Annotated in this window: 15 protein-coding genes; 1 reads left to right on the plus strand and 14 read right to left on the minus strand. The window is 41.1% G+C overall.

What is annotated here, in order from left to right; translation table 11 throughout:
* Positions 1-161: 161 nt before the first annotated feature.
* The 14 genes from CTT31_RS11295 to CTT31_RS11360 all read right to left on the minus strand — a co-directional run bounded on the left by CTT31_RS11295 (position 162) and on the right by CTT31_RS11360 (position 12,769).
* Positions 162-2,420, minus strand: a complete 2,259-nt coding sequence (locus CTT31_RS11295; protein WP_260491279.1) for a hypothetical protein — start codon at positions 2,418-2,420, stop codon at positions 162-164.
* 64 nt (positions 2,421-2,484) lie between these two features.
* Entirely contained in the window at positions 2,485-2,805 is a 321-nt protein-coding gene (locus tag CTT31_RS11300; RefSeq protein ID WP_017216036.1) for a DMT family transporter, read from the minus strand.
* Positions 2,806-3,204: 399 nt separating this feature from the next.
* Entirely contained in the window at positions 3,205-3,363 is a 159-nt protein-coding gene (locus CTT31_RS11305) for a hypothetical protein (protein WP_260491280.1), read from the minus strand.
* 214 nt (positions 3,364-3,577) lie between these two features.
* Positions 3,578-4,093 (minus strand): P-loop NTPase family protein, encoded by a 516-nt coding sequence (locus CTT31_RS11310; RefSeq protein WP_211857909.1) that lies wholly within the window; start codon positions 4,091-4,093, stop codon positions 3,578-3,580.
* Positions 4,094-4,738: 645 nt separating this feature from the next.
* Positions 4,739-5,572 (minus strand): rhombotarget lipoprotein, encoded by an 834-nt coding sequence (gene rhlP / locus CTT31_RS11315; RefSeq protein WP_260491281.1) that lies wholly within the window; start codon positions 5,570-5,572, stop codon positions 4,739-4,741.
* 147 nt (positions 5,573-5,719) lie between these two features.
* Positions 5,720-6,112 carry a hypothetical protein gene (locus tag CTT31_RS11320; RefSeq protein ID WP_260491282.1) on the minus strand — a complete coding sequence of 131 codons (393 nt, stop codon included), beginning with the start codon at positions 6,110-6,112 and terminating at the stop codon, positions 5,720-5,722.
* 75 nt (positions 6,113-6,187) lie between these two features.
* On the minus strand, positions 6,188-6,814 hold the full coding sequence (locus CTT31_RS11325) for an SMI1/KNR4 family protein (RefSeq protein WP_260491283.1): 627 nt from the start codon (positions 6,812-6,814) through the stop codon (positions 6,188-6,190).
* 64 nt (positions 6,815-6,878) lie between these two features.
* Positions 6,879-7,403, minus strand: a complete 525-nt coding sequence (locus CTT31_RS11330; protein WP_260491284.1) for a DUF4303 domain-containing protein — start codon at positions 7,401-7,403, stop codon at positions 6,879-6,881.
* A gap of 54 nt (positions 7,404-7,457) precedes the next feature.
* Complete coding sequence (locus CTT31_RS11335; RefSeq protein WP_249122403.1) at positions 7,458-8,126, minus strand: hypothetical protein; 669 nt, start codon at positions 8,124-8,126, stop codon at positions 7,458-7,460.
* A gap of 329 nt (positions 8,127-8,455) precedes the next feature.
* The gene (locus tag CTT31_RS11340) at positions 8,456-9,283 is read right to left on the minus strand and encodes a TolB-like translocation protein (RefSeq protein WP_211857913.1); all 828 of its coding nucleotides are present in this window, start codon (positions 9,281-9,283) and stop codon (positions 8,456-8,458) included.
* Between the two features lie 254 nt (positions 9,284-9,537).
* Entirely contained in the window at positions 9,538-9,777 is a 240-nt protein-coding gene (locus CTT31_RS11345) for a hypothetical protein (RefSeq protein ID WP_010377465.1), read from the minus strand.
* Positions 9,778-9,860: 83 nt separating this feature from the next.
* On the minus strand, positions 9,861-10,166 hold the full coding sequence (locus CTT31_RS11350) for a hypothetical protein (RefSeq protein ID WP_211857914.1): 306 nt from the start codon (positions 10,164-10,166) through the stop codon (positions 9,861-9,863).
* Positions 10,167-10,254: 88 nt separating this feature from the next.
* The gene (locus CTT31_RS11355; protein WP_260491285.1) at positions 10,255-11,598 is read right to left on the minus strand and encodes a serine hydrolase domain-containing protein; all 1,344 of its coding nucleotides are present in this window, start codon (positions 11,596-11,598) and stop codon (positions 10,255-10,257) included.
* A 220-nt stretch (positions 11,599-11,818) separates the two neighbouring features.
* The gene (locus CTT31_RS11360; protein WP_260491286.1) at positions 11,819-12,769 is read right to left on the minus strand and encodes a TolB family protein; all 951 of its coding nucleotides are present in this window, start codon (positions 12,767-12,769) and stop codon (positions 11,819-11,821) included.
* Between the two features lie 364 nt (positions 12,770-13,133).
* Between CTT31_RS11360 and CTT31_RS11365 the strand changes: the two genes are divergently transcribed.
* Entirely contained in the window at positions 13,134-14,342 is a 1,209-nt protein-coding gene (locus CTT31_RS11365) for a porin (protein ID WP_239359882.1), read from the plus strand.
* Positions 14,343-14,452: the final 110 nt, after the last annotated feature.

A 14,452-nucleotide genomic window follows, 5' to 3' on the forward strand; every position in this document is an offset into this window, starting at 1 on the left:
GTCCAAAAAATAAAAGTCACCCACAATTACAATGTGTTACTTGTATATGGGCTTAGATTGCCAACATGATGCAGTAGCAAAACTGAAGAGAAAATTAAGCAATGATCTTAAAGAAGAGTGATGGCTGTTCAAATTCATAGCGAAGCGAGAGCAATAACCCCCTAGCGTTTGCCCCAAAGCACATCAATTTCTTTACCGCCTTTAACAAACTCTAGCTTCACCGTCACTTTGGTACCATTTTGTGCCTGAGGAAAAGTGCGCGTACATTGCAATACATAATGAGCGAAAAAGCGGTTATAGAATCCATGTTCGCCCATGTCATCAAAAAGATTAAATGCTTGTTCAAGCACAGAATAATCCCCTTCTTGGTGATAAGCGAAGTTAAGTTGTGCAAAGCCATCGCATAGGTTTTTAATATCCTGCAAAATCCGCGGATGTAACTCGACTATTCCTGCAAGGGTTTGGAATTTGCTCGCACCTAGCCTGCGCCAATCCCGCTCTTTACTTGCAAGTTTTCGACATCCCTTTGCTTTGAGATATTGATATGTCGCCAGAGCCACTTCGTTATGAGAGTTAAGTTGCGAATTTAACAATGCCTCAAAAATCGCATCATATAATTTCACTCGATTTTCTATAGTTGCCCGCTCAGGAAGTATTTTGTGATTGATGGGTAATGCAGCGGCAAGCGAGATGGCCAGTCTTCGACTATCAAACTGACCTAATAAAGGTAGTAACTGAACAAACACGTCATGGTCAAGATGTAAGGACTTAACGATCCGCACATTATCGGCATCTTTGAGTATCTCGCTCAATCGGTGTTTTGTATCCTCATATTCAAACTCTGGGATCATACCCCATACCGATAAATCATCGACCAAGTGGTCCAGCTCGTTACTGGTCACACTCGCCTCTTGCTGTTCATGTACGAGCGTCAGACCCAACGTAAACTCGCGTAGCTTAGGCGGCGTTGATGTTGAAAAGGCCACCATCTGAGCATCAAAGCTGAGATAGTAATGACGTTTATCGCCATTAATATCATCTTGATAACCACGCATTCCAAGCGTAGCAAGTTGCACTCTATCTAGCTTGTCTCTCGTTTCAATGGTTTTAAATGAATAGCTGTTACGGCTCATGGCCGACCAAGCTCCAAAGCCTAAATTGAACCCATAGGCTTGCTTGATTTCAGTACTGGTTTGAAAGAAGAAGCGCTCTATCTCGATTTCATCTTGGTAACTAGGCTGAGTGATAGTACCAACCCGCCCAAATAGCGCATCAAGATGCACCTGCTCTAGGCCTTTGGTAGTTAATTTCGCTTCAAGCAGCGATTGATGACTGGATAAACGCGTATATTCAAACTTAACACTTAACTCGGCTTTCAGCTTTGCAGCCGTTTCAATATTTGCTAACACCGTTTTTTTAATGGTCAGCAGCTCGCTTTGGAGTCGTTCTAAACTGTCCATTAGTGGATCAAGCTGTAAGCGATCTTTTAATCTTAAGATCAGGTCGTTTTGCGCTTCATCGGGTGATTCTGTTGCGACGAGTGAAAGGACTTCTTCAACCTTATCCAGAGGTGCATTGAATATCCCTGTCAAAATACTCGAATAAGCTTGCTTAAATCCGGCTTGGTCGGCAAATTTGGCGTTCACTCCCCCAGTGATTGTTAAAGCGGTATTCGACAATGTTGACTTTTTAATTGCGAGGAAAGTATGGTGTGGTTTATCCAAGCGTTTAGAAAAGACAACACGAAAGCCACCACGGATCTCGATATTAAGGTCCGCATTCAAAGCCGAATCAAGGTTAATATCAAGTAATTCTCCTTGATCCAACCAACGACTAAACATATCGAGATTTTGCGCGATTATATCTGACCACCTAAAATTGGCGCTCACCGTTAACGCTCCTGCCGTTTCCATCATTAATGCATTGCTAGGTGCAAGTGACTTAATATCCTCAACATCGAAAATAACCGGCATAGTTGCAACGTCGCGCCCTAAGGCAAGACCCACAGCTTCATGTGGTTGATGGCAAAGGTAGGCTGCTAGTTTACATTGTGCCTGCCCATCTGTATTGATACCAAGCAGCTCCGCTTTGGAGGCACCGGTGAGATCAAAGTCAATGTGTGTGCTGTATTTTATCCAGCACACCTCATCACTATAGGTAAGTGTTGTGGTAGGTTCGAGATCTGCATTAACCTCTTTTTGCTTACCAATAATACCGTCTTCATCGATAACTGTGCTCGCGTTGATAAGCTCTATCTTACTTTCACCGGTAACACTTGCGGTTATCCCCTCCAATGCGAAGCTACGGCTTTCTACTATTTCCCCGTGCCAAGGTAACAAATCACCATGATAGTCTTTAAGTGGTGTGAGGGTAGTCTCGACAAGCGTTTGTAAGCCCGCCATATTCAGTTCAATCGTCATCGAATTTCCTTTTCATCTGAAGTGGAATTATCTAACCTAAGCTCCGATTAACTATAGCTGTAATTTAACCCTGAGAGGATAATTTCAGACCAATAATTCCAATCACTATCAACAGCAAACTGAGTAGCTTAAGTGATGACAACGGCTCTTTAAAATAGACAAAGCCAACAATAATCGACCCTAGCATACCAATTCCAACCCAGACAGAATAAGCAACGCTAAGCGGTAAAGTTCGTAGTGCAACACTGAGAAAGTAGAAACTTGCGGCCATCGCCACTAAAGTAATAATTGAGGGAACAGGCTTCGTAAAACCGTTGGTAAATTTCAAACCAATAGCCCAAACGACTTCCAATAAACCTGCAAAAACAAGTAGCAACCAGCTCATGACAACTCCAAAATGGGGTCGTCCCCGCCAGTAAAAGAAAGCTCTGGAGGTCGTCCACCAGAGCGAAAGCAAATTAGCACGCCCGTGAAGCTAATTCAAGCTTCACGGCAGACAAATTAAGACTCAATTAAGATTGTAAAAGAGCGAGGGCCTGTTGACCTTTGCTGTTTGATTTTTGTTCTCCTGAGTGTGTTTTGGTCGCGACGCTCGACTTGTCGCCTAGTAATCTAGGCAAAAGTTGAGCAACAATGAACAAAGCGCACTCAGGTGAACCCGAAGGGCAGCGCTTGATTGGCATTTCTACTGTGTTATCGCCTGACTTACATAGAATGACTATGCTACGCAGACTCTGCCTTGTATAAATACCAATCAAACTGCTGCAAAAACAAACTTGAAAGATCAACAGGCCCTAATACCTAAAAAATCGCAGTTAGCCGTGACAGACAGCACCTTCCAACCATCTTGCTCTATCTGCTCAATCTCTTGGTTGAGTGAGTTAACGTCTGGTCGTGGCCAAAAAAAATGCTTTTTCTTATTAAATATTACAACTCTTCTCATGCACCTCTCCATGCGCAATTATCAAACCGGCTAAGTATACAGCACAACAAAAAAGGTACAAAGGCAAATAATGGTTACGATTATATGATGATTTATCACCGTATTAGTGTGGGTAAGACCGCTACAAGTTTTATTATTCATCATGTCCAGCGCAAAAGACGTAACACCAAAGGCTGCAAATCAATACATTACTCACGTTTACCCTTAGGTGATATTATTTCGCATGTTGACGTACAAAGCTATCAAGCGCCGCAACCGACTTAATCACATAGAGTGTTTTGGTTTGCGTGCTTTGCTCTAACTGCGATAAGAATTCTTCATTCCAAAATTGCGGGCAGCGCCTTAACGTTTTAATACTGGCAATCGTCCCTTTAAACACTGAGCTACCATCTGGCCAGCCTTCAGGCTTAGTGATCATGCTTTTTAAAAGACGTTTTATCACAAACCAATAACTCACTCGATATGGTAAGTCGATGTAGACTAAGGTATCTGCTGCATCTAAGCGCTGTTTAAACGCATCTAACGGACCAAAGCCGTCAATGATCCACGCATCAGTATTTAATATGTTTTGATGTGCTTTATCAAAAGCGGCTCTGTCAACAAACTCGCCATTTGCTTGGTAGAGCATCGAGTCTAATTGATATAACGGGATGCGTATTGCCGCGGCCAGTCCTTTACTCACCGTAGACTTGCCGCTTCCCGGTTTACCAAAAACTGCTACTTTCTTCATGTAACCTCCTTGCTGTGGCCCCACAAGGCAGATACAAAAAAACCCACCTTACTTTGGTGGGTTCATTAAAAAAGCACACAAAACCACCACTCCTAAGGAATGGTAATAATTCGTGTACTTGTGAGAAATAGTTCTGTATTCATAACGATACTTTCACGCAATGATTAGGGCCTGTTTATCTTTCAAGTTTGTTTTTGCAGCAGTTTGATTGGTATTTATACAAGGCAGAGCCGGCGTAGCATAGTCATTCTATGTGAGTCAGGCGATAACACAGTAGAAATGCCAATCAAGCGCTGCCCTTCGGGTTCACCTGAGTGCGCTTTGTTCATTGTTGCTCAACTTTTGCCTAGATTACTAGGCGGCAAGTCGAGCGTCGCGACCAAAACACACTCAGGAGAACAAAAGTCAAACAGCAAAGGTCAACAGGCCCTAATTATTGTCAAGCACGCGCAAGGCCAGATGAGTGAATTGAGAAGTAGCATCACTTTGTGGTCAAGCGAGTCACTAACTTTGGCATTGCTATTGTCTACTCAACAGTAAGTTGCCGCCAGATAGCACTAAAAATGAAGCACATGCACGATTAAAACGTTTAACCAATTTAGGTTTACTAAACCACCGCCTTAGATACAGCTCACGACCAAAGACTTATTTAGTTAACGAGTGCGGTCTCGCTCTACAGAACACAGTGAGCACTAATAAAGCAAGCATAAATAAACTTATCGAGCCGCTACTGCCATTTCTATGCTCAACTTTGGCGACTTTTTCTTCCTTTATTCGCTTTTTGAAGTTTGAGAGCTCAGCCTCCAAGTTAGGTATCATATCTTCGACGGCCAAGCTAAAGCCCTTTAAAGATTTTTCAGTAATCGCCGAGTCTACTCCAACTGCTGTCGTTCTTTTTTCTAGCTTGCTTAATCCAGGCGCCCTAAATAACATCTTTTTGCTCTTTATATCGAAAACGGCTGTATCTAGAAATGTTTGAATCGTGTTTTCATTCCCAGGCACCATGTACATTCCCACGATGGTCCAATAGAGAAACGCTGCATTATTTTCTAAAGACTGGGTTACTTGATCGTACGAAATCAGTGCCATGACATCAACGTCATACAACCTTCCCACTTGCTCTAGAGTCGTAAATCCTTCACCTCCTTGTAGGTAGCTGCTCGGTATCACTTCGATACGATCGATATATTCATACTGAGCAAAGGCGCGCTTAACTTTCTCGAGCAACTCAAACTGATCTTTGTTGTGGATACCAGCATGTTGCCACTGTGAAGATGGCACAAACGCCACACCAACTTTCACCGGCAATGTTAACACTGGTATTTCTGGTTGATGCGCTGTCCGGCTACTTTCATTTGGGTATAAAAAGCGCATTAAGCTGCTAGATTGGGTTTTTGTGCCTGTATTTTGGCTGACAAGCGCACTGCATGATGTGAGCAAAAGCATACACAGAGAGACAATCAAACCTTTAAAAATCATAAACTTCCTTACCACGTGTTGTTATTGGTATAAACTAAATATGTTACCGTTTGTATTAACCCGCTTCACTTACTCGCAATAGCGGTTCTGTATTTTTCTTACTCAGCAAATAACGAAAACAAGTTCGAACAAGAGTAAGCTAATAGTTTATAACGCTGCCAAATAAATAACGGCATCGTTAAAATCGGTGAATTCTTCGTCTTCGCCGAAACTCACATTGCTCGCATCTCCAATACAAAAACACGCTTTTTCTGCCGACCAACGTAAAACGTAAAAATCTTTGGAGCCTAACCACAGCTCTTTATCGTCCCACCATTCAAAAATAATGGGGTCGTTACAATGATGCACGACAAGGGAATCTAAACATGGCACTTCAGCAAGATGAGCATAGAAGCTAACTAATTGCGCTATCACTTCGTTGGGTACTAATTGCACTGTTGCTTTCGCTGTAAAAATCGCCAAAGACTCATCTGAAGCGGGTTTAACTTCATGATCATACATGGTAAATAGAGGCTCGAGCACATAAATCACTTGCTGCATTTTGTTCTCCCTAACATTCGAGGCCCGACACTGAGATAATTTCGCCCCACTATAAAGTAGTATGGTGAAGGTTATTTATACTGCGCGAAATAGCACTTTGACTGCATCTAAAAAATGACCAGATTGCGGCTTTTTAGTATTAAAACTTCTACCACCATCGTCTTCAACCACAATACTGTAATTACCTGACTCAAGTTCAGCGGTATACCACTGCATAAACTCAGAGAACGACTTAGCTATCACAAACTTTTCGTCTTCATCACGACCAAAGTTTATCACTTGTCCAACAGTGCCATTTTCGGCCGGATCAAAATCTAAACCAAGGTAGTTGCCTGCCCAATCATGGGCAAACGGTACCCACTTTTTATGGGCATAAACTTCTTTGATAAACCCAGGAACATGAGAAGTTGAAAACATGCTCAGCTCTTTCATTCCCTCTTCACCTTGTGAATCGATGATTTCAGCCCACGAACACCATTCTTCATAAACTCTGTTCAAAGGTAAAAAATTGAGTCCGTAAAATAAACCAGTATTGATCTCATCTTTCTGGCCGTTATGTTCGAGATACATCGCTTTCAATCGCTCAGGCAGTTCAACACCGAGCTTATTCTCTAGACTTGCTATTTCACTCGCTGTCGCCGGCTGATTAAGATCACACATAAGCTCAGGCAATGCTGCCTGTACCCATTCCATCAAGTTCATTTTAATTACTTCCTTATCACTTAAATCTAAGAGTTAATTCCATTGATATCTAAATCATCCGCCTTCAACCAAACCGAGCATGCCAATCATTGAATCGGTTCAGCAACTCTGCGCTATTTAGCTTATAATTTGCTGCGCTTTCAAGTTCCAACATATGCTCGCTTGGATCTGTACTTAGCACTGACAGAAAAACATTTTTGGCAAAGACGCCTTCTTGCCTCAACTCTAAAAGCGCCAATACAAAAGCGTTGAAAGTGGGGTTGATAATTTCTTCAAGATAATTTTCATAGAGCTTTGCATCTTCCAGTTCAAGGCGAGCTGCGAGTAAAGTAGCAACACCTTTAAAATGCACATCCCTATCGCTTAAATCCCACTCAACGGGAGAGAACTCAAACTCAGTATTATCATCTTGTGAAAGCCATTGCTGTGTCATGGCAACGTGATAGAGCGTCATTACACTGTCATCAGTACATAAGGCATAACCGAGCAGCTCACCTGGCTGGTGTATACCTTGGAGGTTTGTAAAAGTAGTTTTTACGGCATCTTTGACGAGACTTTTCAACTTATCAAAGTCAATCAAATCTGACATGGCACAACCTCCATACACTACACTCTGGATAACACACCAAACAGATCCGCAGGCTTATTTATCTGCTAATGACATCGACCCAACTATTTTGCCATTTTCGATTAAAAAGAGCCTATTTGCGATAGGTGCGTTGCCGTAACTATCATCGTTCCAAGCTTCGCTATGTAAATAAATAAACTTATCCAATAAATCGTGCGATGCGTCTCTGGATACCACCATTAATCCGGTACGTCTCGCTATTGAGACAAGTAGCTGTTCGGCATCTAGCATGTCGTGCGCTTTCAGCATTTGCGTTTGAGATAAAATCGCTTCACTACTAAAAGACTCTCCGCTGGCAGTTAATACTTGGTTGTTTAGCACTGCGGACGGGACAAAGGTTACATCTAAAGCATCAATATTTTGAAAAGCCTGTGGAACTACCACATTTAAATCGATCTCTTGACCATCTTGGTGTGTTAAAAAAACGAAGTTATCTGGCGTATCATAACCAAAACCAATCACGACTTCTGGGTCATCTTCTGGGCCAATTAATACTGAATAAACCGCACCGTATTGAATACCAGGCCAATCTCCAGCCTTAATAATGGGGTATATTGTTCTATCCTTTAAGTCCATTGCTATTTCCTTAGCTAAGTTGTTTGGTAAAGTAGTTTCTATTGGCATGTCTGCAACAACATTTCCCGAAAACGCAGCTACCAATAACAGTATTAAAAAGACCTTCATAAAAATTTAAGCCTCAGTCAAGTAAGACGTACTGCGCAATTGTCGGTTCGAATGTGTTCGTGCTTATGCTGACAGTTGTAAGGGAGATAAATAGACGCACTAGATTTTTGAATTTATTTTGCGATATCCATATCATGCTATCTAAATACCATACTATTCTCAGCAATCCCTGCAAGTATCCATGCTTTTTTATTAAATCACCTTTGTTCCTTTTTTCAAGGTAATTTTATTAGACCATTAATAAAAAATTCAGTGACGTGGAAAAAGGTATGCTTGCATGCCGTTTAGTCTAGGTTTTTAGTGGTCGTATAACCAAGAATAATTGAGTGCTAGCGTGTTGGTCTCAGCGTTTCAATAACCTTCGCATCCATCCAGTATGGATTACCTTCCCAGTAACTGGAGCCGTCTTTTCTGACTTTTTTGTCACCTCGCCAAAAGAATAAATACTTTCCGTCTGGTGATACTTTAGGACGTTGCTCGTACGCAGCCGTATTAATCGCATCTCCCATGTTTATTGCGTTTGTCCATGTGCCATCTTGGTTACGAAAACTAATGTAGATATCAGGCGTGTTTTCACCTTCCTTTTCAGCATCCCACATAATGTAAGACTCATCTGGCGCGATGTAGGGATGAGCAATGTACTTTCCTTGATTAATTGCTTTACTCATTTTGTGCGGTGTTTCATATTTGCCATCAACAAGCCGTGAATAACTCAAATGCCCACTGCCGTCTTTCAAATCTAAGACATAAAAGTAGTGTGTCCCTTTTGCTGAGGTAGTATAACCTCTGATTGGAATATCTTTAAAAGGCTCGATGTTTTGTATGTGTGAAACCGGTGGGCTAAATTGCTCCTGATATGCTTTTTTATCTGCTTCAGGTATTGATTTTTCAATCCATTGATTGTTTTTATATTGCATCACAATCCATGTTGGTTTTTGATATTCTCCACCAGAGCGAGTAAAAGAAAGCTCTGACATATCTGGCAAAAACAACACTTCAGTCTCACGGTGCTCACCCGTAGAAACGACACCTGGAGCAAATAATTCGGGTGTTAATCCCGGTGGCTTTTGTCCTAAACCGTAATTGTTTTGGGCATAACTTTTATCGCAAATTATTAAACTACAAAACATAGCAATTAGAATGCTCATCTGCTTCATAAACTATCCTTTTATTAGAGCCTTTAGTTTCAAGTAATTATAATTGCACTAGGAAACAGACAAATCCAAGCACCTTTACAAAACCTGACAATGACACCAGTTTGTCTTAATACTTGCTCAATTTGAAGGAGTAAATCTGACGCTAACTGCGTTAAAGATTTCTTATTTAGAATAACTAAATAGCAAAATCTTTGTCTTGTTATCAACAAGATTTTCTCGCCTCAAAGTAGAGCACTTAATTAAGCAAATTGATGTTACACTGCAAAGCCGCGCCATTGTGGTATCAAAAGGCCTGCAATAAACCAAGGAACTTGTAGTACGAGAATACACAGTGCATACAAACGCAACTGCTCAGCAGTCCATAGCGCAGCAAACCATCCTATGATAAAGAACGACTTCCACCCTTCTATTTTTTCAGCCCCACCAAAATTTAAAATCCAAAGCCAAAATGCCGCAAGTGTGACATGAGAAAGTATCCATGCGAGTAAACTCATATCTTATCCAACTACTAACCCTAAGGCCAAAATCAGTAACTTAGCGCACAACCCACTGCGAAAGCTACCAATAGTAATTTTGGTTATTTGTTTTCTTCCTCACTCGGGATGAAAAACTCAACTTTACCACAAGCTTTACAGGCAAACATATCAAGTGCTTGTCTACTAACAAGTAATTCACCCAAGTTACCTAAAGCCCCCCATCGTGAGCCTTCATGAAACTCTTTGGAGCCCAATTTCACCATAGACGAGTCACAACGAAGGCATTGTAATGACGGACTTTTTAATTCTGGTAAGCTCTCTTTTCCTTTCTCACAACCACAGTTCCAACAAACTTCAAAACTTGTTTCTTCAATCTCAGTACTACAATTTTTGCATTTCCAACTCATGATACCTCCTAGTATATGCTTAAATCTGCAAAGGCGACGCTCAAGAAATTCAATAGGGTCTGCCATACTTTGAAACTACATTCGCTTGTCATTTTGACTGTCCAACTTGCTCATACTTTTCAACAATCGCATTGGCAATATCATTTAATTTCCCTTGCGTGTTGTTCGCTGAAACATTCGTGGCAATAAATATTCCTAACTTCTGCTTTGGATAAAGCGCAAGCCAAGTGGAAGTACCCATAGAACCTCCGCTGTGATAGAACATAGGATTAGCTGAGTGATACTCGTATGTATTCCAAAAAAATGCGTGGCCATGTTCACTGCTGGTTTCTGTTAATAAGGTGCGCGACAACAGCACTTCTTCTGCTTGGGTGCTGAGTAAATACTGCATATAATCGGCAATCGAAGCTGCAGTGGATGTCAGTCCGCCTTCAGCGAACGAGTGTGGACTGAGTAACGGTGCAATTTTGCCGTTTCTATCTACCCCTCTCGTTATTTTACTTATCTCACTGGGCTCTAAACGAAACCTTGTGTGTTCTTCACCCGATTGTTCCGTGATCAATTGCGCAACAAGTGTAGATAATGGTTGGTTATACACGTTTTCCAAAATATACCCGGTCAGGTTTGCGCCAACATTGGAGTATTGAAATGTCTCACCAGGCATTGAGGTAAGTTGGTACTGAGCTAAATCTTCAAAAAACTTCGCTTTTGAATAGTTAGAGAACAGCTCAAAAGCCTTGCCAGACTTTATATCTGCGCTTGTATATGCAAAATCTTGCGGTAACCCACTTCTGTGAGTCGCGAGGTGACGCAAAGTGATAGGTTTGCCTAGATGCTGCAGGTTTTGATAATCACCATCCTGCAAGTACACCCTAATATCTTCATCTAGTTGTACTTTTTTATCTACTACCGCCTTGGCAAGCAACAACCCGGTATAAGTTTTAGTGATGGATGCAATTTCATACACGGTGTCATGGTGTGGCTTTGTACCATCAGGAAACTCGCCAAACTGTTTTTGATAGTTAAGCTTGTCATTCACAATGGCGATGGAGGCAACTTGTGCATTTTCCTCAATCAGAAAATCTGTTAGTTTTTTCTCAACAAATGCGTCAAAGTCTAGTTTGCTATCGTTGTTGCAGGCGTTTAAAACCATCAAAAAGAGCATCAAACAAATTAGGGTTAATGATTTCACTGAACGTAGCTGCATATTTACTCTATCGCCTTGATTAATGTATGCCAATAGAAGGCTTTTATTTACTTTATTATCAACTAGCCGCACGGCTATTTTGACGTTTTGCAGCGCTTGCAAGTTATCCTCATTCGCCTCAAACGCCTTTGCTAAAGACTCATAGGCTTGCCAAGACTTAGGTTGATATTGGGTGTAACGTTTCGCGACTTCTATCGCTTCTAAGACTCGACCTAGTCTAATCAAATTCGTACTACTGAAGCCGAGCCTATTAACACTATTCCAACGCGTTGATCTTAGCAATATAGTAAAATTATAACGGTCTCTTAATTGGTCGTAGTTGTTATTAATATTTTGTAGAACATTACCAGATTTAGTCACAATATCGCGATGCTTCTTTTCCTTTTTTAGGTCGTCTCCAACAACAGCAAAAGTAAATAACTTAAGCTGCGGTCAGCGCACAGGTCTACTGGCGCTCACTTGTTTTCTTTAACTTTTGTAGCGTTTCTTGGTCAAGACCTGGCACAACTGTCGCTTGCGAGCTGTTTTGAAGTATTTTTTTGATAGATGTGCCATCCACATTTATAGAAAAGACATCATAAAAGCCATATACATTCTCTGAAGCGAAATACACCTTTGTGCCGTCTGGAGACCAAGATGGATCCCATTCTTGAATGTCATTACGAGTAAGCCGCTTGTTATTGGCTCCATCAATATCCATGACATAGACCTCCTGATTGCCATCTCTATTAGATAGATAGGCTATTTTTTTGCCATCTGGGGAAATCTGAGGAGACATGTTATCAGTGCCATCTTGAGTGAGTTGAATAGCCTCACTACCATCCAAATTGGCAATGCTAATTTGGCTTGGGCTGGCTTTAGATTGATATAGTAATCGACCATCTGGCATAAATTCTGGAGCACGACCTTCAAGATTTTTAATTTGGCGCTGTTCACTGCCATCAGCATTCATTAACCAAATTTCTTCTTGCCAAACGCCTTCCTTATTTTCATATTCTCTGCCAAACGCTATCGTCATTCCATCCAAAGACCAAGCAGGTGCACTATCCCACACATATTTTTTACTGGTTAATCTTTTCATATTGCGGCCAGTAATATCAACGGTATGAATTGACCATGTTTTGAAGTTATCGTATTTACCGTAAAAGGTGACTTTTTCTCCTGATGGTGAGACAGCAGGATAGCCGTCACTTGACGTGGCTTTCACGATCTTTACTGGCGATTTACCATCTTGGTCACTTAAGTAAATCGCTTTGCTATTACCGTCTTTAAAACCATATATAATACCATACGACTCTGTTGATGGTTCGCTATATGATTGAACTTCATGGATAAAAAACAACATAATGGTGGAAAAACAAGCCAGTTTTGAGATACCAATTTTTTTAACAAGCATTACTCAATCTCCCTTTTGTAGTTGTGTATCTAATTGGAAGACTACAGAAGTCTATCTACCAAAAACATGATGTTTTATTGATTTTTCGCTGAATTACACCGTTTCGTGCTATTTTACTGTCACAAAACGCAGATATTGCTATAAACCCTTACATTTATTGCGTAAAATCAATCAATAACCTCTGAACGCAGCTTTCCCTAACTCATTGATATTTAGACTCAATGAACAGGAAATGAATAAATTTACCAAAAACCACGTTATTTTCTTGATATTTTTTCACTTTTGCCTGTATTTTAGCTTTGATAATCTCCATTTTTTAGCTAATTTAACCCTATTTAGCAACAACATTGAAACAAGGTAATTCATGAAAAGAACACTTGCTGCCACTCTTATCGCTAGCGTGACTACTATTCCAACAGTAAACGCTATCGAGATATTCAAAGATGAAAAGAATAGTGTCACGATTGGCGGCTTTATCGATGCTCGAGTTATTAACACTCAAGGCGAGACTGAGTTGGTAAACGGCGCATCGCGTATTAACTTTGACTTTAAACGCCAATTGAAAAACAACTGGCAGGCTTTCGCACTACTTGAATGGGGTGTAAACCCTGTTGGTAGTAGTGATATTGTTTACAGCAACCGCTTCGAATCAATACAAGACGAGTTTTTATATAACCGATTAGGTTATGTTGGTATTAAGCACGATGAATACGGCCAAATTACCTTAGGAAAACAATGGGGCGCTTGGTACGACGTGGTATACAGCACCAACTACAGCTTAGTTTGGGATGGTAATGCCGCAGGTGTTTACACCTATAACAAAGACGACGGCGCGATCAATGGTACTGGTCGTGGTGATAAAGTGCTGCAATACCGTAATCAATTTGGCAAGCTGAGCTTTGCGGTACAAGCTCAGCTAAAATCTGATGATTTTTATACTTGTGACGTCGTTGATATTTCCAGCAGCTCATGTGAAACCCTATTTAATCAAGGGGATAGTGCAGCACAAATGGTAGAGTTTAATTCAACCTACGGCGCTTCACTCACCTATGCAGCAACCGAAAACTTAACCCTCACAGCCGGTGTTAACCGCGGCGAGTTTGATATTGTGTATGCTGCTGGTCGAAATCAATCGGTTAAAGATTTAATTTATGGTGTCGGTATTACCTACGGCGATTTCTATAAGCCAGGTTGGTATGCAGCTGCAAACATCAATAAAAACGAAAACCACGATACCGATAACCTAGGCCGCTTAATCAAAGATGCCGTTGGATTAGAGTCGCTTGTTAGCTACCGTTTTGACAATGACGTGCGTACATTTATCGCTTACAACGTATTTGATGCGGGCGATGACTATGTGATCCAACCAAATTTTAATGCTGATCCTAATGATGTTTTTAAGCGTCAGTTTGCCGTGATAGGCGCACACTACTTTATGTCTGAAGACACCATTTTGTACATTGAAGCGCGTAAGGACTTTAGTGACTTCTCAAGCGCCGATGCCGCGCAAGAAGCACAAATGTCACAAACCGAAGATGACGGTATCGCCATCGGTTTCCATTACACGCTTTAAGACTAAGCACTGTAATAATAACTTCAAGTGCATCAAAGCTCATAACTTTCATGAGCTTTGATGCACTAATTGATTTCAACATTCTGCCTGTGGCTGTATCTGGCCAAAAT

It is taken from the genome of Pseudoalteromonas maricaloris, assembly GCF_024746855.1.
Lineage (GTDB): Bacteria > Pseudomonadota > Gammaproteobacteria > Enterobacterales > Alteromonadaceae > Pseudoalteromonas > Pseudoalteromonas maricaloris.